The organism is Brucella oryzae, from assembly GCF_041929965.1.
GTDB classification, from domain to species: Bacteria; Pseudomonadota; Alphaproteobacteria; order Rhizobiales; family Rhizobiaceae; genus Brucella; species Brucella oryzae.
Genome location: NZ_JBHEEO010000009.1, coordinates 183,808 through 202,560 on the forward strand (window position 1 = coordinate 183,808; position 18,753 = coordinate 202,560).

Below are 18,753 nucleotides of genomic sequence, written 5' to 3' on the forward strand. Positions count from 1 at the left end.
AAAATGTCGAAAGCACGCACATCGCCCATTCGCACCACGCTCGTTCATGCGGCCCTGATCTTCTACATGCTGGTCGCCGTGTTTCCGGTGGCGCTGACGCTCATCAACTCGTTCAAGGACCGCAACGCGATTTTCCGCACGCCGTTGCAGTTTCCGACGACGGAAAGTTTCAGCCTCATCGGTTATGAAACCGTTCTGAAACAGGGCTCGTTCCTGACCTATTTCCAGAATAGCACCATCGTCACGGTGGTGAGCATTTTCCTGGTGATCCTGTTCGGCGCGATGGCAGCCTTTGCGCTTGCCGAATATCGCTTCAAGGGTAACACGCTGATGGGGCTTTATCTGGCCATCGGCATCATGATCCCGATCAGGCTTGGCACGGTCGCGCTGTTGCAGGGCATGGTGGCTGCTGGTCTGGTCAACACATTGACGGCGCTGATCCTCGTTTATACCGCGCAGGGCCTGCCGCTTGCGATCTTCATCCTGTCGGAATTCATGCGAACCGTGTCCGATGATTTGAAGAATGCCGGACGAATAGACGGCATGTCGGAATATGCGATCTTCTTCAAGCTGGTGCTGCCGCTGATCCGTCCTGCCATGGCTACGGTTGCCGTCTTCACCATGATCCCCATCTGGAACGACCTCTGGTTCCCGCTGATCCTTGCGCCAAGCGAAGCCACCAAGACGGTGACGCTCGGTTCACAGCTCTTCATCGGTCAGTTCGTCACCAACTGGAACGCCGTTCTTTCGGCCCTTTCACTGGCAATGTTTCCGATCCTTATCCTTTACGTCATCTTCTCGCGGCAGCTGATCCGCGGCATCACTGCGGGAGCTGTAAAATGAGTTCTGCAATGCAAAATCCTGTCCGTGTTCTGTCTGCCGGACTCGGCAATATGGGCCGCAGCCATGCGCTCGCCTATCACCGCAATCCCGGTTTCGAGATCGTCGGCCTCGTCAATCGCACCAAGGTTGCCGTGCCGGATGAACTGGCGGGTTATGAAATCCATCCGTCATTCCATGATGCATTGAAGGAGCTGAAACCGGATCTCGCTTGTGTCGCCACCTATTCGGAAAGCCATGCGGATTATGCCGTCGCGGCGATGGAGCAGGGCGCGCATGTGTTCGTGGAAAAGCCGCTGGCAACGACGGTTGAGGATGCGCGCCGGGTGATCGACTGCGCGCGCGCCAACGGACGCAAGCTCGTCATCGGCTATATCCTGCGCCATCATCCGTCGTGGATGCGGCTCATCTCCGAGGCACGCCAGCTCGGTGGGCCTTACGTCTTCCGCATGAATCTCAACCAGCAATCCAGCGGCGCAACCTGGGAAACGCACAAGAACCTGATGAACACGACGTCGCCCATTGTGGATTGCGGCGTGCATTATGTGGATGTCATGTGCCAGATCACCGACGCCAAACCGGTGGAAGTGCGCGGCATGGGCCTGCGGCTCTCCGATGAGATCAAGCCGGACATGTATAATTACGGCCATCTTCAGGTGCTGTTCGATGACGGTACGGTCGGCTGGTATGAGGCAGGCTGGGGCCCGATGATGTCGGAAACGGCCTTCTTCGTGAAAGACGTGATTTCCCCGAATGGATGCGTGTCGATCGTCATGAACGAAGCCGTGACCAAATCCGACGATGTGGATGCGCATACCAAAACCGCGAATATCCGCATTCATCGCGCCGAACGGGGCGCGGACGGCAAGTTCCTGCACCCGGACACCAATCTCTCCATGGCCGACGAGCCTGGACATCAGGAATTGTGCGAACGCGAGCAGGCCTACATGCTGAAGGCCATTCGCGAAGATATCGATCTCAACCGACATATGGATGACGCGCTGCAATCGCTGCGCATCTGCCTCGCGGCGGATGAAAGCGTGCGCTCGGGCCAGCCTGTCAAACTGTAAGCCGGTAGAATTTAAGGGAATTTATCACGTGGGATCGCTGCTACTCAAATCGATACACAAGCGCTACGGTGCACAGGAAGTTCTGAAAGACATCAATCTGGAAGTGCAGGACGGCGAGTTCATCATCTTCGTCGGACCTTCCGGTTGCGGCAAGTCAACGCTGCTGCGTTCCATTGCCGGTCTGGAAGACGTCTCTTCCGGTCAGGTGCTCATCAATGGTGAGGACGTAACCGTCACGCCGCCGTCGAAGCGCGGCATCGCCATGGTGTTTCAGTCCTATGCGCTTTATCCGCATCTGACGGTGAAGGACAATATGGGCCTCGGCCTCAAGCAGGCAGGCACGCCCAAGGCGGAAATCGAAACGCGCGTTTCCAAGGCTTCGGCAATGCTTGCGCTGGACCCTTATCTGGGTCGGCGTCCCGCTGAAATGTCGGGTGGCCAACGCCAGCGCGTCGCCATCGGTCGTGCACTGGTGCGCGAACCGGAACTGTTCCTGTTCGATGAACCACTGTCGAACCTCGACGCTGCGCTTCGCGTGCAGACCCGGCTTGAAATCGCCAAGCTGCACCGCGAGCTCAAGGCAACGATGATCTATGTGACGCATGATCAGGTGGAGGCAATGACCCTTGCCGACCGCATCGTTGTCCTCAATGCCGGTCGCATCGAGCAGGTCGGCTCGCCTATGGAACTCTATAACAAGCCGGACAATCTTTTTGTCGCGAGCTTTATTGGTTCGCCGCAGATGAATTTCGTAGATGGCGCTCGCATCGACGACACCGGAGCGAAGACGGTCGGCGTCCGCCCCGAGCATATTTCCATCAATCGCGACAGTGGCAAATGGAAAGGCAAGGTCATCCACGCCGAACATCTTGGCGCCGATACGATCCTTTACGTCGAAACAGAAGCTGCCGGCCTGATAACGGTACGACTCTTCGGCGAACACCACTACAATGAAGACGATGTGATCTTCATTACGCCGGATGACAGCAAAGTGCATCGGTTCGATGGGGACGGCAAAGCGATCCGCTGACCGGTCATTTCGTAGCTTCTTGCCAAGCCGTGCTCACGAGCCGTACTCGGGGGTGCGGCTTTTCTTTTTGGAGAATCGGTGTCGTCTGCTGGCTCGAATTCATGCCGGCGCATATGGACAAAACGCCTCATGCTGAATCTGTCAGAAACGAACATCGCGCTCAAAACAGTTAAAACAGTACCAATAAGTACTGACGTTTTGGTCAATCAAAAGCAATATTATTGCGGCATGCGGCAGTTAAACATTCCACTTAAAATCCCATTTAAATCACGGAAATAAGCTTGTTTCGTGCGATACATCTCGGTTCCCTTCGATACAGGAGCGAACCGCTTTCGCAAACGAGCGTCGAAGCGATCGAAAAATAATCTTGCTTTATTTTTGAACCCGTTCCACCCTGAAAACGGATGGAGCCGAAGGAGGAAATCGGCGCCATGTCGCATGGGAGGAGCAAGGTCGGCAGATGTGACCAACGATGCCGGTAAGAGGGTTTCCGAAACGCACGGAACCAATCCAATATTCCCCCGTTCGACATTCTGTAAGTTCCCGAGGCCAGTTGCGCGGCCAGTTTCGAGGGTTACCCGCATGAGCGATGATGTCGTACTTTCACTGCATGTTCCCGAGCCGGAATGGCGCCCGGGTGATGCACCGGATTTCTCCCACGTCAAGATTCCCCGCGCGGGCAGCGTGCGCAGGCCCGAGATCGACGAAAAGCCGGAGGCCATGCGCGATCTGGCTTTCAGCATCATCCGGGTTTTGAACCGGGAAGGCGAGGCGGTCGGCCCATGGGCGGGCACGCTCACCGACGACGAACTGAAGGACGGGCTTCGCCATATGATGATCCTGCGCGCCTATGATGCGCGCATGATGATGGCGCAGCGTCAGGGCAAGACCTCGTTCTACATGCAGCATCTGGGCGAGGAGGCCGTGAGCTGTGCTTTCCGTAAAGCGCTGCGCAAGGGCGACATGAATTTCCCGACCTATCGTCAGGCGGGGCTTCTCATCGCAGATGATTATCCCCTCGTCACGATGATGAACCAGATTTTCTCCAACGAGCAGGACCCGCTGAAAGGCCGCCAGCTTCCGGTGATGTATTCGTCGCAGGAACACGGGTTCTTCACCATTTCCGGCAATCTCGCGACACAATATACGCAGGCCGTCGGCTGGGCCATGGCGTCTGCCATCAGCCATGACACGAAGATCGCAGCCGCATGGATCGGTGACGGTTCGACGGCGGAAAGCGATTTCCACGCCGCACTGGTCTTCGCCTCCACCTACAAGGCGCCTGTGGTGATGAACATCGTCAACAATCAATGGGCCATTTCCACCTTTCAGGGGATTGCACGCGGCGGCTCCGGCACTTTTGCTGCACGCGGTCATGGTTTCGGCATTCCTGCCCTGCGTGTCGATGGCAATGACTATCTGGCTGTCCATGCGGTTGCCAAATGGGCTGTAGAACGCGCCCGGCGTAATCTCGGGCCGACGATCATCGAATATGTGACCTATCGTGCTGGCGGACACTCAACCTCTGACGATCCATCCGCCTATCGCCCCAAGGCCGAAAGCGATGCGTGGCCGCTCGGTGATCCGATCCTGCGGCTCAAGAACCACCTCATCAAGCGCGGCCTGTGGTCTGATGAGCGCCACAAGCAGGCGGAAGCCGAGGTGATGGATATCGTGGTGAGCGCGCAGCGCGAGGCGGAAGCCATCGGAACGCTGCATGATGGCCGCAAACCATCGATGCGCGACATGTTCGAGGATGTTTATGCCGAAACGCCGCCGCATCTTATCCGCCAGCGTCAGGAAGCGGGGTTCTGATCTATGAGCAAAATGACCATGATCGAGGCGATCCAGAACGCCCACGATATCGCCATGGAACGTGACAAGAAGGTTGTCGTGTTCGGTGAGGATGTCGGTTATTTTGGCGGTGTTTTCCGCTGCACCGCTGGCTTGCAGAAGAAATACGGCAAGGAACGCTGCTTCGATGCGCCGATCAGCGAGCTTGGCATCGTCGGCACGGCGATCGGCATGGCGGCTTACGGCCTGCGCCCCTGCATCGAAGTGCAGTTCGCGGATTATGTCTATCCCGCCTATGACCAGATCGTGTCGGAAGCCGCGCGCCTTCGCTATCGCTCGGCAGGCGAGTTCACCTGTCCCATCGTGATCCGCATGCCTTCCGGCGGCGGCATCTATGGCGGGCAGACCCACAGCCAGAGCCCGGAAGCGCTTTTCACCCATGTTTCCGGCCTCAAGACGGTCATGCCCTCGACGCCCGCCGACGCCAAGGGCCTGCTGCTCGCGGCCATCGAGGATCCCGATCCGGTTATCATGTTCGAGCCGAAGCGCCTTTATAACGGCCCGTTCGACGGCCACCACGACAAGCCGGTCACGTCATGGAAGAAGCATGATCTGGGCGAGGTGCCGGACGGCTATTATACCGTGCCGCTTGGCAAGGCCGCGATCCGCCGCGAAGGCAACGATGTGACGGTGCTGGCCTATGGCACCATGGTTCATGTGGCGCTCGCCGCAGCCGAGGAAACCGGCGTCGATGCGGAGGTGATTGATCTGCGCACGCTTCTGCCGCTCGACACCGAGACGATCATGGCCTCGGTGAAGAAGACCGGGCGCTGCGTCATCGTGCATGAGGCGACGCTCACCTGCGGCTACGGCGCGGAGCTTGCCGCACTCGTTCAGCGTGACTGCTTCTATCATCTGGAAGCGCCGATCCTGCGCGTCACCGGCTGGGACACGCCTTACCCGCATGCGCAGGAATGGGCCTATTTCCCCGGTCCCGACCGGGTAGGTCGCGCGCTCACATCGATCATGGAGGCTTAAATGGCTCATTTCGCAATCAAGCTCCCTGATGTCGGCGAAGGCGTTGCCGAGGCCGAACTTGTCGAATGGCATGTGAAAGTGGGCGACATCATCCGCGAGGACGATCTTCTCGCCGCCGTCATGACCGACAAGGCAACGGTGGAAATTCCCTCCTCACGCGCGGGCAAGGTGGTCGCCATCAATGGCGAAGTGGGCGAGAAGATCGCTGTTGGCTCCGAACTCGTGCGCCTTGAAATCGAAGGCGGCGCGGGGGAAGAAAAGCCTGTCGAAGAAGCCGAGGAAAATCCGGCTCCGGCGGCAGTAGAAACGGTCAAACCGCAACCGGCGCCTGCTCCTGAAGCACCTGTTCTGTTGCAGACACCGGTTCCTCCGAAAGCTGCGGCACCGAAGCCTGAAGCCGCGAGCCGCGCTTTCTCCGGAGCGGGGCCAATACGCAACGAAGGCGAAAGGCCGCTGGCCACACCGTCTGTCAGGTTGCGGGCCCGCGATGCAGGGGTCGATCTGCGTCGTGTTCGCGGAACAGGTCCGGCCGGACGCATCACGCATGAAGACCTTGACGCCTTTTTCCAGATGGAAAGCGGCGCTGCCCCGGTTTTGTCGGGCTATACGGCTGATACATCGGTCAATGAAATCAAGGTCATCGGCCTTCGCCGCAAGATCGCCGAGCGCATGGCGGAAGCCAAGCGCCATATTCCGCACATCACCATTGTCGAGGAGGTGGACGTCACCCAGCTTGAAGAGCTGCGCAGCAGCCTCAACAATGAAAAGAAGGAGGGGCGTCCACGCCTCACGCTTCTACCTTTTGTCATCCGCTCCATCGTGAAGGCGGTGAAGGAACAGCCGGGCCTCAATGCGCATTTTGACGATGAGGCGGATATCATTCGCCAGTTCGGCGGCGTGCATGTCGGCATCGCCACGCAGACGCCGAACGGCCTCATCGTCCCCGTTGTGCGCCATGCGGAAAGCATGAGCGTGTTCGCGGCGGCTTCGGAATTGTCGCGGGTTACCGACGCAGCGCGCAACAGCACGGCGAAGCGGGAGGAACTGACCGGTTCCACCATTACCATCACATCGCTTGGACCGCTCGGTGCAATCGCCACAACACCAATCATCAATCGCCCGGAAGTCGCGATCGTCGGCATCAACAAGATGGCCGTTCGTCCGATGTGGGACGGTGCGCAATTCGTGCCGCGTAAAATGATGAATCTTTCATGCAGTTTCGATCACCGCGTGATCGATGGCTGGGATGCGGCGGTCTTCGTGCAGAAGCTGAAAAGCCTCCTGGAGACGCCTGCCATGATTTTTGTAGAAGGCTGATCGAATGAGTGAGATTTCCTGCAAACTCCTGATCATCGGCGGCGGCCCCGGCGGCTATGTATGCGGCATCCGGGCAGGCCAGCTTGGCATCGATACGGTGCTGGTGGAAAAGACGCGACTTGGGGGCACCTGCCTCAATGTGGGTTGCATTCCATCCAAGGCGCTGATCCATGCAGCTGACGAGTTCCATCACCTTTCCGTCTTTGCATCGAAGGGCGCTCTCGGCATCACGGCGCAAAACCCGGTCATCGATTTTGCCAGAACGCTTGAGTGGAAAGACGGCATCGTGAGCCGTCTGAATGGCGGTGTGGCCGGTCTCCTGAAACGGTCGCGTGTGCGCATGTTCCACGGACAGGCTCGCTTTCTCGACGGAAAGACCGTTCTTGTTGAAACGGACACGGGCCGCCAGACGATCCACGCCGAAAACATCGTGATTGCAACCGGTTCGGTTCCGGTTGAAATTCAAGCACTGCCATTTGGCGGAAAAGTCATTTCATCTACCGAAGCGCTGTCGCTGGAAAAAATTCCGGAAAGGCTCGCCATCGTCGGCGGCGGCTATATCGGGCTGGAAATCGGCACCGCCTTTGCCAAGCTCGGTGCAAAGGTCACCGTGGTGGAGGCTACCGACCGCATCCTGCCGCAATATGATGCGGAACTGACGCGTCCGGTCATGGCGCGCCTGAAAGCGCTCGGCGTCGAAGTCCTGACCAGCACTTCAGCGAAGGGGCTATCGAAGGATGAAGCAGGGCTGGAAGTCCTGACAGCCGGTGGAACCACGAAAACCATCAAGGCCGACAAGATCCTCGTAACCGTCGGGCGCAAACCGCAGACCGATGGCTGGGGCCTGAGCGAAATCCGGCTGGATATGGATGGCCGCTTCATCCGCATCGATGATCGCTGCCGCACGTCCATGCGTGGCGTCTATGCCATCGGTGACGTGACCGGTGAACCGATGCTTGCGCATCGTGCCATGGCACAGGGCGAAATGGTGGCGGAAATAATCGCAGGCGGCAATCAGGTTTGGGACAAACGCTGCATCCCCGCCGTCTGCTTCACCGATCCGGAAATCGTCACTGTAGGGCTTTCGCCCGAGGAGGCCCGCAAGGCTGGTCATGAAATTCAGGTCGGCATTTTCCCGTTTCAGGCTAATGGCCGGGCAATGACCATCGAGCGCGAAGACGGCATGTTCCGTGTCGTTGCGCGTGCGGACAATCACCTCATCCTCGGCATTCAGGCTATCGGCGTCGGCATATCCGAGCTTTCATCATCCTTCGCGCAGGCGGTGGAGATGGGCGCAAGGCTGGAAGACATCGCCGCGACGATCCACGCGCATCCGACATTGAGCGAAGGCTTTGCCGAAGCCAGCATGAAAGCGCTCGGTCACGCCTTACACATCTAGTTCTTGGACTTACGCTCGTGCCGCCAGAGAAAAATGGCCGCACCGGCAACCATGGCGGCAAGCGCAAACCATGTGATTGCATAGGAAAGATGGCTGTTGCGGAATTTCACCACCGTCAGCCCGCCGATAGGAAGCGTCCCGGAACCGGATTTTGCATCCGCATCGATGAAATAGGGCGCGACCGGTCCCAGGTTTTCCTTTTGCGCGAAGGCCGCGACATCGCGCGAATTCCAGTCATTGCGCGCGGGATCGTTCGGGCGCAGGAAAAATCCATCCGGTTCCGGCATGCGCAACAAGCCTGTTACGGTCGTCTCTCCGGCGATCTGCGTTTCCTGCCGCGATGACGGGTCGCGCCTGTCGCCGGGAACAAAGCCGCGATTGATGAAGGTCAACGCTCCGTCGGGCGAGCGCATCGGCGTAAGCACCCAATATCCCGCGCCGCGCTCGGTCAGCGCATGGACCAGAACTTCCTTGTCATTCAGATAGGTGCCGGTCAGCCTGACATGACGGTACTCGTCCTCCTTCCGGTTGACATTGGCCCAGTCATCCTTTCCCGGTGCGGCGACCGGCTCGGCGTGGACCCGGGCATCAACTCTTGCAATAAGATCGAGCTTCCATTGCAGGCGCTCGACCTGCCAAATGCCGAGCCCCATGAAAAGAATGAAGAAAGCCGCCCCCAATACGGACATTAAACCAAGGAGGAATCGGGAGGAGGTCTTCTGAACCGTTTGGTCGTTTTCGGGGGAGGGCATCATCTTGTCCTTCAATCACGGCAGCCAACAGAGCCTGATGCAGAAAGTGGCCTTCTATAACAAAAATTCAATGGCAAGAAAGGGTTGCACCACAAAAGAACGTGATCGCTGAACTTGTCAGTCGCAGGCCGGATTTCACATACTGGCAGAAAGAGAATCGCACTATTTCTGAGAAGTAGCTGGATATGACGGATTGTATCGTTCTGGGTGCCGGTATGGTGGGTGTCGGAGCCGCGCTCGCCTTGCAGGAGCGGGGCTGGTCCGTTCTTCTTGTCGACCGAAACAATCCGGGAAGCGAAACGAGCTACGGCAATGCCGGAATAATCCAAACAGAAGCCGTCAGTCCCTATGCCTTGCCGCGTGCCCCTTTGGAACTTTTGAAGGCTGCATTCGGCGCCAATAATCAGGTCGCATGGCGGCTTGGGGATATGCCGGGGCAGATCGGCCCATTGTTGCGCTACTGGCATCATTCGGAAACGAAACGGCATCGGACAGTTTCACAGTTCTATGCGCGTATGATCCGCCGTGCGACTGACGATCACGCGCCTTTAATCAAAGCGTCGGGAGCTGAGAACCTGATAAGGCGGACGGGCTTGCGCGAGCTACATCGTTCTTCCCGTTCGTTTGAAATTTCCGCGCGTGATGCGGAGCGAAAGAAACAGGAATTTGGCGTTGCCAGCATCATTGAGGACAGCAAGGCTGTCAGCGTTGCCGAGCCATCCTTGAAGACAGGTCTGGCAGGAGCCATCCACTGGACCGATCCCTGGTCCTGTTCCGATCCGGGTGCGCTTGCCCAGGCCTATGTCAACCTGTTCGTAAAACGCGGCGGCATCTTTCTGCATGGCGATGCGCGCAGCTTGCAGCAGGATGGTGCTGGCTGGCGGGTTGACACGAGGGAAGGACCGCACCGCGCGCGTCAGGTTGTGCTTGCGCTCGGTCCATGGAGTCCGGAAGTCCTTCGCGGTTTCGGTTATAGAATTCCGATGGTTCTCAAACGGGGATATCATCAGCACTATTCCGGCGCCGGACCGAAGATTCCAATCGTCGACGTAAACAATTCAACGGTCGCAACACCGATGGATGCGGGCTTGCGCATCCTGACCGGGGCCGAACTGACACCTTTGAACAGCGTGGCTCGCCATCAGCAGCTTAACAGGTCTATCGAGGCTATAAGCGCGCTTTTCGACATAGGCTCTCCCGTGGAGCAGACATCATGGTTCGGTAGCCGTCCCTGTATGCCGCGAATGCTGCCCGTCGTTGCGGAAGCCCCGCGACACAAGGGGTTGTGGCTTGATTTCGGCCACGGCCACCAAGGCTTTACGCTTGGTCCTACGACCGGGCGGCTTCTCGCTGAACGTATGGGCGGGGAAGCAAAGGATACCGAGCTTTATCGTGCACTTGATCTTCAACACTGACTATCTTGTGACGATAAAATTACAGCGCCTGCCGCATTCGCTTTGAATGCGTGGCGCTGAGCAGCTTTTCTGTTATATCGCTTCGTTATCAGGCAAGTTTATGAATTCTGCGTCTGCGGTGAGAGTAGCCGCCCTTCGACAGGCGCAACACGTTGCAAACCTGAGTCTTGTCTTCCGAAGGCTTTGGCATCTGTTCATGGATGCGCAGTAAAATCTGCTGTGTAACTGTACGATCCCTATCGGTAGCAGCAGGACCAATAATAATGCTTTTCATCGATCATTCTCCCTGTTTTCTTGGCCCGAGACGGCTTGCGGAGCTGTCCCGACCGATTATCAAGAATGTACGAATGAACTAAGTATTAACCAAATTTTACATCTTGACAAGCGCATTGGTGCAACAGTTTTCAACCCGTTGAGAAGCCATGGCAAAAAGCCGAATTGCGCGTGCGATCCGGCTTTTTTCGCTCATCTTTGAGAATGGTCAGTCGCGATTTCCCGTCAGGATCTCACGCTTCCCGACATGATTGGCAGGTCCGACCAAACCTTCCTTTTCCATGCGCTCAACCAGCGAGGCTGCACGGTTATAGCCAATGCCGAGACGGCGCTGGATGTAGGAGGTGGAGCACTTCTTGTCGCGCATCACAACCTTGATGGCCTGTTCATACACATCATCGCCATCTTCGGAACCCATCGAGGTTGCATCGAAAACCGCCGCTTCCTGCGCTGCGTCTTCTTCTTCCTCGTCTTCCGTAACAGTCGCCAGATAATCCGGACGTCCCTGTTCCTTCAGATGATTGACTACTTTTTCCACTTCCTCGTCGGAAACGAACGGGCCGTGGACGCGGACGATCCGGCCACCACCTGCCATATGCAGCATATCGCCCTGACCGAGAAGCTGTTCGGCACCCATTTCGCCAAGGATCGTGCGGCTGTCGATCTTCGAGGTAACCTGGAAGGAAATACGGGTCGGGAAGTTGGCCTTGATCGTGCCGGTAATGACATCGACTGATGGTCGCTGCGTTGCCATGATCAGGTGGATACCGGCGGCGCGGGCCATCTGGGCAAGACGCTGAACAGCGCCTTCGATGTCCTTGCCTGCAACCATCATCAGGTCGGCCATCTCGTCGATGATGACCACGATGTAAGGCATCGGCGTCAGGTCGAGCTCTTCCTGGATATAGGTCGGCTCGCCGGTTTCCTTGTCGAAGCCGGACTGCACCGTGCACATCACGGTTTCACCCTTGCCCTTGGCCGAAGCTGCACGGGCATTGAAGCCTTCGATGTTGCGGACGCCGAGACGGGCCATCTTGCGATAACGCTCTTCCATCTCGCGCACGGCCCATTTCAGGGCGACAACGGCCTTCTTCGGATCGGTAACAACTGGTGTCAGCAGGTGCGGAATACCATCATAGATGGACAGTTCCAGCATCTTCGGGTCGACCATGATCAGACGGCATTCTTCCGGTTTGAAGCGGTAGAGCAGAGAGAGGATCATCGTGTTGATTGCAACCGATTTGCCCGAACCGGTAGTGCCAGCCACGAGCAGGTGAGGCATCTTGGCCAGCTCTGCGATGATCGGTTCACCACCGATGCCCTTGCCGAGGCAAAGCGGCAGGCGGTAGTTCGACGCCTCGAAAGTGCGGCTATCGATCATTTCGCGTAGATATACGGTTTCGCGATTGGCATTCGGCAGCTCAATGCCGATGACATTGCGGCCCGGAACGACCGCCACGCGGGCGGAAAGTGCTGACATGGAGCGAGCAATATCGTCGGCGAGGCCGATGACGCGGGAGGATTTCACACCGGGGGCCGGCTCAAACTCATAAAGTGTAACGACAGGACCGGGCCGAACATGGATGATCTCGCCGCGCACGCCGAAATCCTCCAGCACGCTTTCGAGAAGTCCGGCGCTGCGCTCCAGCATTTCCTGCGTGATGACATTTCCGTCCTGCTCTGGCGGCATCTGCAAAAGATCACGCGGCGGGAATTCATAACTGCCATGAATAACCGGCGCTTCCGCGCGGGGGAGGGGCTGCGGCTGGTACAATGCAATAGAAGGCGCAGCCTTGACCGGGGCAGGCTTTTCTATGATCGGCTCAGGAGCCGCCACTTCCTCGACGACGTGCTCTTCCGCTTCCGCGACGGTCAGCATGACTTCGTCTTCGGTGGATTCGCCGGCAACTTCCGGAGCAATCTCGGACGCCGTCACAACCGGCTGCGGAGCGGGCGTTTCGACCTGAACGACGGCGACAGGTTCCGGCGCCTCCACTTCAACCGACGCAGATGCAGCCGGCGTCTCTACGACTGGCTGAATCGGGGGGGCGGTAACCGGCTCCGGCTGCTTGTTCCATTCGCGAATGCGAAACTGTGCCAGAATGGATTCAACGGTAGGCAAAGGTTTGCGCGGCTCTGCCGGTGCTGCAGAAACGAGAGGCTCAGCTGGCATAAATGCCGTATCGATGCCGCAGCCTTCCCAGAAAGCGAAGTCGGAAAGATAGGTGAAAGCCGATGGCTGAGCCGGATTGACAGCCTGAACCCCGACCGGAGCCGCTTCCAGAACAGGTTCTGTCGGAGCAGTGACGACAGCAGCCACGGGAACTGGAGGCATTGCAGGAGGCACTGGTGCAACCGGCGACCGAACCATTCCCTGCGACACGTTCCGCTGGAGCTCAGCTACAGCCATTGGCTGTGCTTCTGCGAGCTTCTCGACACTGGCCGAAGGCGTAGTTTCGGTTGTGCTTGCCTGCGGGCGCTCGTTGATGCTCGGGAGTTCCTCGCCACGACGACGCAGAAGCTCGACTTCCGGCGTACGGGTAAAGCGAACGTTCGCTCCCAGCGAAAAATGGACTTTCCAGGCATCATCACTGGCCGGATTGTGACTTCCCGAATTGTGGCTACCCGACTGGCCGCGAGGCAGCTTCTGATCCTGGGCGCTCTCTGCACGATTTCCTGTCGATTGGGGGAAATTCTCTCTCAAATTACGCATGATACCTGAACCATAGATACTGTCGCCTGAATGAACCCAAGTAATAAAAAATGAAGGTTAACAACCCCCTTCTGAAACGACCCAAAAGGTAGAAATTTCTTGCGGCATATACCCCCTCATAATAAAGGGAACTGAGGTCCAATTACCATTGGTTGTGCATATAAAGTCAATATTATCAATATGATAAACTGATTTCTTATATTGATTTATACGCAAGAAACAATCAAGGGTAGTTTAGGGGAACTGTTAATTGAGCGGCCAGTATGCGTGACCTGATTACAGAAAGGACTCAGGTCGGCAGACTCAATGATCAGTCCCGGGCGAGTGCCACAACCGGGTCGAGTTTGGAGGCATTGCGGGCGGGAATGAAACCGAATCCGATGCCGATCAGGCTGGAGCAGACGAGCGCAATCACGATGGAGGCAGGCGAATAAATGAGCTGGAACATCGAACTGAACTGCGCGAACAATACGCCGAATCCGGCTGCGATAAGAACGCCAAGCACACCGCCGATGAGACAGACAAGAACTGCTTCGATCAGGAACTGTTGCAATATATCGCTCTGGCGCGCGCCGATTGCCATGCGGACACCGATCTCGTTGATTCTTTCCGAAACAGCCACGAGCATGATGTTCATAACGCCGATGCCGCCGACGAAAAGCGATATGCCTGCAATACTGGATACGAGAAGGGCAAGCGTCGCAGTTGTGGCCTGAATGGTCTTCTGCAGGCTATCCGTGTTGAAAACCGAGAAATCCTTTTCGCCGTGCCTCTTTGTCAGAAACGCCGTTATCATCTTTTCGGCTTCTGACGGGTCCATCGTATCGGCGACACGGACCACGATCATCTGCAATGATCGCGAGCCAGTCATACGTGTCTGCATGGTAGAATAGGGAAGGTAGACTTCCAGTGTCTGTGCCGAGCCCGGTCCCTGATCCTCAGCTTTGACGACGCCGACAATGCGCACCGGCACCTGCTTTAGAAGGATGATTTTGCCAATCACGGAGCCGACCTCATGAGGAAAAAGGGTCGTTTTGGCAGTTTCATCAACAACCGCGACCTGCGCCAGATCATCGACATTACGCTGATCGAAGAAACGGCCTTCGAGCAGCTTGCTGTTTCGGGTAGCGAAATATTCCGCGCCGACACCGTTGGCCGAAACGCTGACTTCCTTGTCGCCGACGCGAATGGTGGAGCTTGTCGAGTCGGACGGCGTGGCTGCCACAACATAAGGCAATTTTGCAATTTCATTGGCGTCACTCAGATTGAGTGTCGTGATCTGGGCTGCTCTCAGATCGCCAAATCCTCTGCCGGGACTGATATAGAGCGTATTGGTGCCAAGATCGCTGATCCGCTCGAGAATCTGCTGTTGTGAGCCTTGCCCGAGTGCCACAACACAAACGACTGATGCCGTCCCGATAATAATGCCGAGCATCGTCAGAAATGTGCGAAGCCGATGTGCATTCATCGAGCGGAGCGCCATCGCAAATGCCTCACTGAAGCGATCGCGTATCCCGGCGAAAAAACCTGGCTTGATATGCCTCTCATTTTCAACGGGCACTGCGGTCACCGGTCTCGCGGCTTCACCACTCCTCGTGTCGGAAATGATTTCTCCGTCACGGATTTCGATGATGCGCTGCGCCCGCGCGGCGACCTGTCGGTCATGCGTGACAATGACGATGGTGCGACCTTCGCGGTTCAGCTCCTGAAGAATGCCGAGGACTTCTTCGCCGCTATGGCTGTCGAGCGCACCAGTCGGTTCATCTGCCAGAATGACATCCGCATCGTTAATGAGCGCACGGGCGATGGAAACGCGCTGCTGCTGGCCGCCGGACAGCTGGCTGGGCCTATGATGGGTCCGTTCGCCCATACCAAGCCGCCGAAGGATCATTTCAGCCTTCTTGCGCCGTTCCTCCTTGTTCTGACCTGCGTAGATAGCCGGAATCTCGACATTACCCACAGCGTCGAGTTCGCCAAGCAGATGATAACGCTGAAAAATAAACCCGAAATGCTCGCGCCGCAGCTGAGCCAGTTCATCGGCTTCAAGATCCGAAGTCGCGCGACCGGAAATCAGATATTCGCCTTCCGACGGACGATCCAGGCAGCCAAGAATATTCATCAACGTGGACTTGCCCGAACCGGACGCGCCGATGATCGCTACCATCTCGCCGCGCTCGATGGTCAGATTCACATGGTTCAGGACAGTCGTGAAGTCGTCACCCGACGGATAATGTCGTGAAATACCCTTGAGTGAGAGCAGCGGCGCGCCACTCATGTCAGATACCGGCTGGGGCAGGCGTGGCGACCTGATTGTCGGTCACAACCTTATCCCCCTCGTTCAGCCCCGAACGGACTTCGCTGTTGATCTTGTCAGTAATGCCGGTTTCGACCGTTCGTTCTTCGATCTTGTTGCCAGCAGTTACCACGCGAACCGTGTATTTGCCGGGGTCGTTCGTATCCTTGAGGGCGGTCACAGGCACGATCAACGCGTTATTTGCCTTCGCAAGCAGAATGTGAACCTCGGTTGTCATATAGGTTCTGAGCAGCCCATCCGGATTGGGAACGCTGAAGATACCTTTGTAGTAAATGGCCGACGCCGAGGTTGCGCTGGAAGAACTCACAGCCGTTGTCGTAAAGCTTTTGTCGTTGACGATGGAATCCGGAGCAGGCTCGATTTTTTCAAGCTTCGCATCGTAACGCTTCAGGTTCTGTCCGGCTATGGTGAAATAAAGCGGCATTCCCTCCCGGACCTGAGTGATGTCCGCTTCTGAAATATCCGCTTCCACAATCATAGTGCCAAGCTGACCGAGAATTGCAATGGTCGGCGCGCTTTGCTGTGCGTTGACGGTTTGGCCTTCCTGAACAACGGTTGCGAGAATAGTGCCGTCGATAGGCGCGGTGATGCGGGTGTAGGCGAGGTTGGTTTCCGCGATCTGAACATCGACTTTTGCGGCTGCAATTGCTGCTTCGCTATTTGCAACCTGCGCTTCCCTCGACTTCACTGTGCTGACCGCCTTGTCGTAATCCGCACGTGCGACGGCATTCTTGCCGATCATCATCTGGTTTCGAGCCAGATCCTGTCTGGCAAGTTCGAGATCGGCCAGATTCTGGGCCCGGGTGGCCTCGTTCTGGCGCAGCGAGGCCTGGGCCTTGTTCAGTTCATTCTGCTGGTTGGTCGAGTCGATCAGGGCAACGACCTCGCCAGCCTTGATCTGCTGACCTGGTTTCACCTTCAGGGAGAGAATACGACCGGTTGCCTGCGCGCCGATAGCGACCAGGTTTTTCGGTCGCAGCGTGCCCGTGGCAAGAACCGAACTTTCAATATCGCCCCGCTTGATCACGGTCGTAGCGGGTAAAGGTTCTTCTTTGGTCAGGGAACGGACGACGAAATAACCCGCAATCAGCAATGCGATGAGGACAGCCAGCCATAAGCGCCAGCGAAAACGGCGTTTCGACTTGGGTTTCATAGTGGTCTCTTATCGGTTGTCAGCGGAGGAAGGGGCGCTGTTTTGACGATGCGCGGACCTGTATAGCCGTCAACGACTTCAGGCTTCGCAACATCAATAAGGCCGTTCCAGCCGCCGCCCAGCGCTTTCTGCAGGGCAACATAATTCAGGACAAGATCGGTTCGAGCCTGACTGAGATTGGTTTCTGCACTGAGAAGATCGCGCTGCGCGGTCAGCACATCCACGAAACTCTTCGTGCCTGCCCTGTATTGCTCCAGCGTCAGCTCGTTGATCTTGCGGCTGTTACTGACGATTTTCTGTAACTGACCAATGCGCAGACGGTTCTGGTTAAGCGATACGCTGGCGTTTTCAACTTCGCTGAGCGCTGTCAGAATGGACTTCCGGTAGGCGATGAACGATTGGTCGCGCACTGCTTTCGCAGCATCTACATCGGCATTCAACTTTCCGCCCTGAAAGATCGGGACTGTCAGACTAGGACCGAAAACCCAGCTAATCGTCGACAGCTTGCCAAGATCGCCGAAATTAGCCCCGCCAGTGTTGATGTTTCCAGTGAGTGAGACACTCGGATAGAGCAGGGCCTGCTTCTGGCCGACACTGGCATTGGAGCTTGCAAAATCACGTTCTGCAGCACGAACATCCGGGCGGCTGAGCAACAGGTCGGCGGGCAAACCGGCGGAAACCCTGCGCGGGATTGCCGGTATCGGACGCGACTTGTCCAGAACGCCCGCCAGAGCCGACGAGGAGCGACCTGTCAGTACCGATAATTGATTGAGATATTGGGCGTAATTGATCCGCAGTCCCGGCACCTGCGATTCTGTCGTCGCGGCCTGTGTCTCCGCATTTAAAAGATCGACCTGAGAAATCTGTCCAGCTTCCAGCTGGTTGCGCGTCAGCGCCACGGTCTGTCGCTGGGATGCAGCATTGCGTTGCGCGATGGCTATACTGGCCTGGGCGCCGCGTAAATTGGCATAATTGGTGGCGATGTCACCGATCAGCGTGACAAGCGCTGCCCGCAATTGCTCATTTGCGGATTCAACATTGTAATAGGCTGCTTCCACACCGCGCTTGTTGCCGCCGAAAAGATCGAGTTCCCATGTCGTGTTAAAGCCCATGCTTGACTGGTTTGAAGCCGTCACATTGGGACCGTCGGACCGCTTGTAGCTTCCGTCACCATTGAGTTGCGGATAAAGCGTGCCGCCCGCCGAAGTATAATTGGCACGCGCCTGCCGCACCTTCGCCTTCGCGGTTGCCACGTCCGGGCTGCTGGCAATTCCGTCAGCTATCAGCTGATCCAGAACCGGATCTTTCAGATTTTTCCACCAGTCGCCAAGTCGCGGCGCGCGCTTGTCAGCCTTGCTGTTCCAACCGGCAGGCGTCAGCACATTCGGTTTCTGATAGTCGGGACCAACGGTAACGCATGCCGCCAGCAACGGCAGGATACTTCCTAATACAGTCAGGCGAACAAGTGATATCGTCAAAAAATTGGTCCTGAAATTTCCGAGCTGTCATCGATTCAGCATATGACTGCTCCGAAAACGAAGCGCCCTTATACCTGCAACGGTTGTGCCTAGGCAGTCCAAGGTAGTGGGAGCTTGCCATGGGTCGCGCCGAGTCGCGGTTTGTGAAGATGATGCCATCTTTCATT

At 57.0% G+C, this 18,753-nt stretch carries 13 protein-coding genes and 2 pseudogenes; 8 read left to right on the forward strand and 7 right to left on the reverse strand.

Annotated features, from left to right (window positions below):
• Window positions 1-3 precede the first annotated feature (3 nt).
• From JNC70_RS12310 to lpdA, 7 genes are all read left to right on the forward strand, one after another.
• A complete protein-coding gene (locus tag JNC70_RS12310; protein ID WP_104754532.1) occupies window positions 4-843 on the forward strand; it encodes a carbohydrate ABC transporter permease in 840 nt (279 codons plus the stop codon).
• Window positions 840-1,910, forward strand: a complete 1,071-nt coding sequence (locus JNC70_RS12315) for a Gfo/Idh/MocA family protein (RefSeq protein WP_104754533.1) — start codon at window positions 840-842, stop codon at window positions 1,908-1,910. The genes JNC70_RS12310 and JNC70_RS12315 overlap by 4 nt, the downstream gene beginning before the upstream one ends.
• 28 nt (window positions 1,911-1,938) lie before the next feature.
• Window positions 1,939-2,940 carry an ABC transporter ATP-binding protein gene (locus JNC70_RS12320; protein WP_104754534.1) on the forward strand — a complete coding sequence of 334 codons (1,002 nt, stop codon included), beginning with the start codon at window positions 1,939-1,941 and terminating at the stop codon, window positions 2,938-2,940.
• Window positions 2,941-3,522: 582 nt separating this feature from the next.
• On the forward strand, window positions 3,523-4,755 hold the full coding sequence (locus tag JNC70_RS12325; RefSeq protein ID WP_104754536.1) for a 3-methyl-2-oxobutanoate dehydrogenase (2-methylpropanoyl-transferring) subunit alpha: 1,233 nt from the start codon (window positions 3,523-3,525) through the stop codon (window positions 4,753-4,755).
• A 3-nt stretch (window positions 4,756-4,758) separates the two neighbouring features.
• Window positions 4,759-5,772 carry an alpha-ketoacid dehydrogenase subunit beta gene (locus JNC70_RS12330; RefSeq protein WP_104754537.1) on the forward strand — a complete coding sequence of 338 codons (1,014 nt, stop codon included), beginning with the start codon at window positions 4,759-4,761 and terminating at the stop codon, window positions 5,770-5,772.
• Window positions 5,773-7,089: a dihydrolipoamide acetyltransferase family protein gene (locus JNC70_RS12335; RefSeq protein ID WP_104754538.1), complete on the forward strand. Its 1,317-nt coding sequence runs from the start codon at window positions 5,773-5,775 to the stop codon at window positions 7,087-7,089.
• Window positions 7,090-7,093: 4 nt separating this feature from the next.
• Window positions 7,094-8,488 carry a dihydrolipoyl dehydrogenase gene (lpdA, locus tag JNC70_RS12340; protein WP_104754539.1) on the forward strand — a complete coding sequence of 465 codons (1,395 nt, stop codon included), beginning with the start codon at window positions 7,094-7,096 and terminating at the stop codon, window positions 8,486-8,488.
• On the opposite strand, the gene JNC70_RS12345 is transcribed toward lpdA, so the two are convergent.
• Window positions 8,485-9,243 carry an SURF1 family protein gene (locus JNC70_RS12345; protein ID WP_104754540.1) on the reverse strand — a complete coding sequence of 253 codons (759 nt, stop codon included), beginning with the start codon at window positions 9,241-9,243 and terminating at the stop codon, window positions 8,485-8,487. The two genes, lpdA and JNC70_RS12345, sit on opposite strands and share 4 nt — an antisense overlap.
• Before the next feature lie 182 nt (window positions 9,244-9,425).
• On the opposite strand from JNC70_RS12345, the gene JNC70_RS12350 reads away from it, so the two are divergent.
• Complete coding sequence (locus tag JNC70_RS12350) at window positions 9,426-10,655, forward strand: NAD(P)/FAD-dependent oxidoreductase (RefSeq protein ID WP_104754541.1); 1,230 nt, start codon at window positions 9,426-9,428, stop codon at window positions 10,653-10,655.
• 88 nt (window positions 10,656-10,743) lie between these two features.
• Here JNC70_RS12350 and JNC70_RS12355 read toward each other — a convergent pair whose 3' ends face one another.
• The 6 genes and pseudogenes from JNC70_RS12355 to JNC70_RS12380 form a co-directional block, all read right to left on the reverse strand.
• Window positions 10,744-10,929 carry a hypothetical protein gene (locus JNC70_RS12355; protein ID WP_104754542.1) on the reverse strand — a complete coding sequence of 62 codons (186 nt, stop codon included), beginning with the start codon at window positions 10,927-10,929 and terminating at the stop codon, window positions 10,744-10,746.
• Between the two features lie 207 nt (window positions 10,930-11,136).
• Window positions 11,137-13,167 (reverse strand): annotated as a pseudogene (locus JNC70_RS12360) (DNA translocase FtsK); the annotation flags it as partial.
• Between the two features lie 89 nt (window positions 13,168-13,256).
• Window positions 13,257-13,641, reverse strand: a pseudogene (locus JNC70_RS12365) (DNA translocase FtsK); the annotation flags it as partial.
• 310 nt (window positions 13,642-13,951) lie between these two features.
• On the reverse strand, window positions 13,952-15,916 hold the full coding sequence (locus tag JNC70_RS12370) for a MacB family efflux pump subunit (RefSeq protein ID WP_104754544.1): 1,965 nt from the start codon (window positions 15,914-15,916) through the stop codon (window positions 13,952-13,954).
• Between the two features lies 1 nt (window position 15,917).
• Window positions 15,918-17,108 carry an efflux RND transporter periplasmic adaptor subunit gene (locus JNC70_RS12375; RefSeq protein WP_104754545.1) on the reverse strand — a complete coding sequence of 397 codons (1,191 nt, stop codon included), beginning with the start codon at window positions 17,106-17,108 and terminating at the stop codon, window positions 15,918-15,920.
• Window positions 17,105-18,586 (reverse strand): efflux transporter outer membrane subunit, encoded by a 1,482-nt coding sequence (locus JNC70_RS12380; protein WP_146097093.1) that lies wholly within the window; start codon window positions 18,584-18,586, stop codon window positions 17,105-17,107. The genes JNC70_RS12375 and JNC70_RS12380 overlap by 4 nt, the downstream gene beginning before the upstream one ends.
• Between the last annotated feature and the right edge of the window lie 167 nt (window positions 18,587-18,753).

Bases quoted from the DNA above. Each gene is read 5' to 3' on its own strand.
- JNC70_RS12310 (WP_104754532.1), top strand. From the start codon at position 4: ATGTCGAAAGCACGCACATCGCCCATTCGCACCACGCTCGTTCATGCG.
- JNC70_RS12315 (WP_104754533.1), top strand. From the start codon at position 840: ATGAGTTCTGCAATGCAAAATCCTGTCCGTGTTCTGTCTGCCGGACTC.
- JNC70_RS12325 (WP_104754536.1), top strand. From the start codon at position 3,523: ATGAGCGATGATGTCGTACTTTCACTGCATGTTCCCGAGCCGGAATGG.
- JNC70_RS12330 (WP_104754537.1), top strand. From the start codon at position 4,759: ATGAGCAAAATGACCATGATCGAGGCGATCCAGAACGCCCACGATATC.
- JNC70_RS12335 (WP_104754538.1), top strand. From the start codon at position 5,773: ATGGCTCATTTCGCAATCAAGCTCCCTGATGTCGGCGAAGGCGTTGCC.
- lpdA (WP_104754539.1), top strand. From the start codon at position 7,094: ATGAGTGAGATTTCCTGCAAACTCCTGATCATCGGCGGCGGCCCCGGC.
- JNC70_RS12345 (WP_104754540.1), bottom strand. From the start codon at position 9,243: ATGATGCCCTCCCCCGAAAACGACCAAACGGTTCAGAAGACCTCCTCC.
- JNC70_RS12350 (WP_104754541.1), top strand. From the start codon at position 9,426: ATGACGGATTGTATCGTTCTGGGTGCCGGTATGGTGGGTGTCGGAGCC.
- JNC70_RS12355 (WP_104754542.1), bottom strand. From the start codon at position 10,929: ATGAAAAGCATTATTATTGGTCCTGCTGCTACCGATAGGGATCGTACA.
- JNC70_RS12370 (WP_104754544.1), bottom strand. From the start codon at position 15,916: ATGAGTGGCGCGCCGCTGCTCTCACTCAAGGGTATTTCACGACATTAT.
- JNC70_RS12375 (WP_104754545.1), bottom strand. From the start codon at position 17,108: ATGAAACCCAAGTCGAAACGCCGTTTTCGCTGGCGCTTATGGCTGGCT.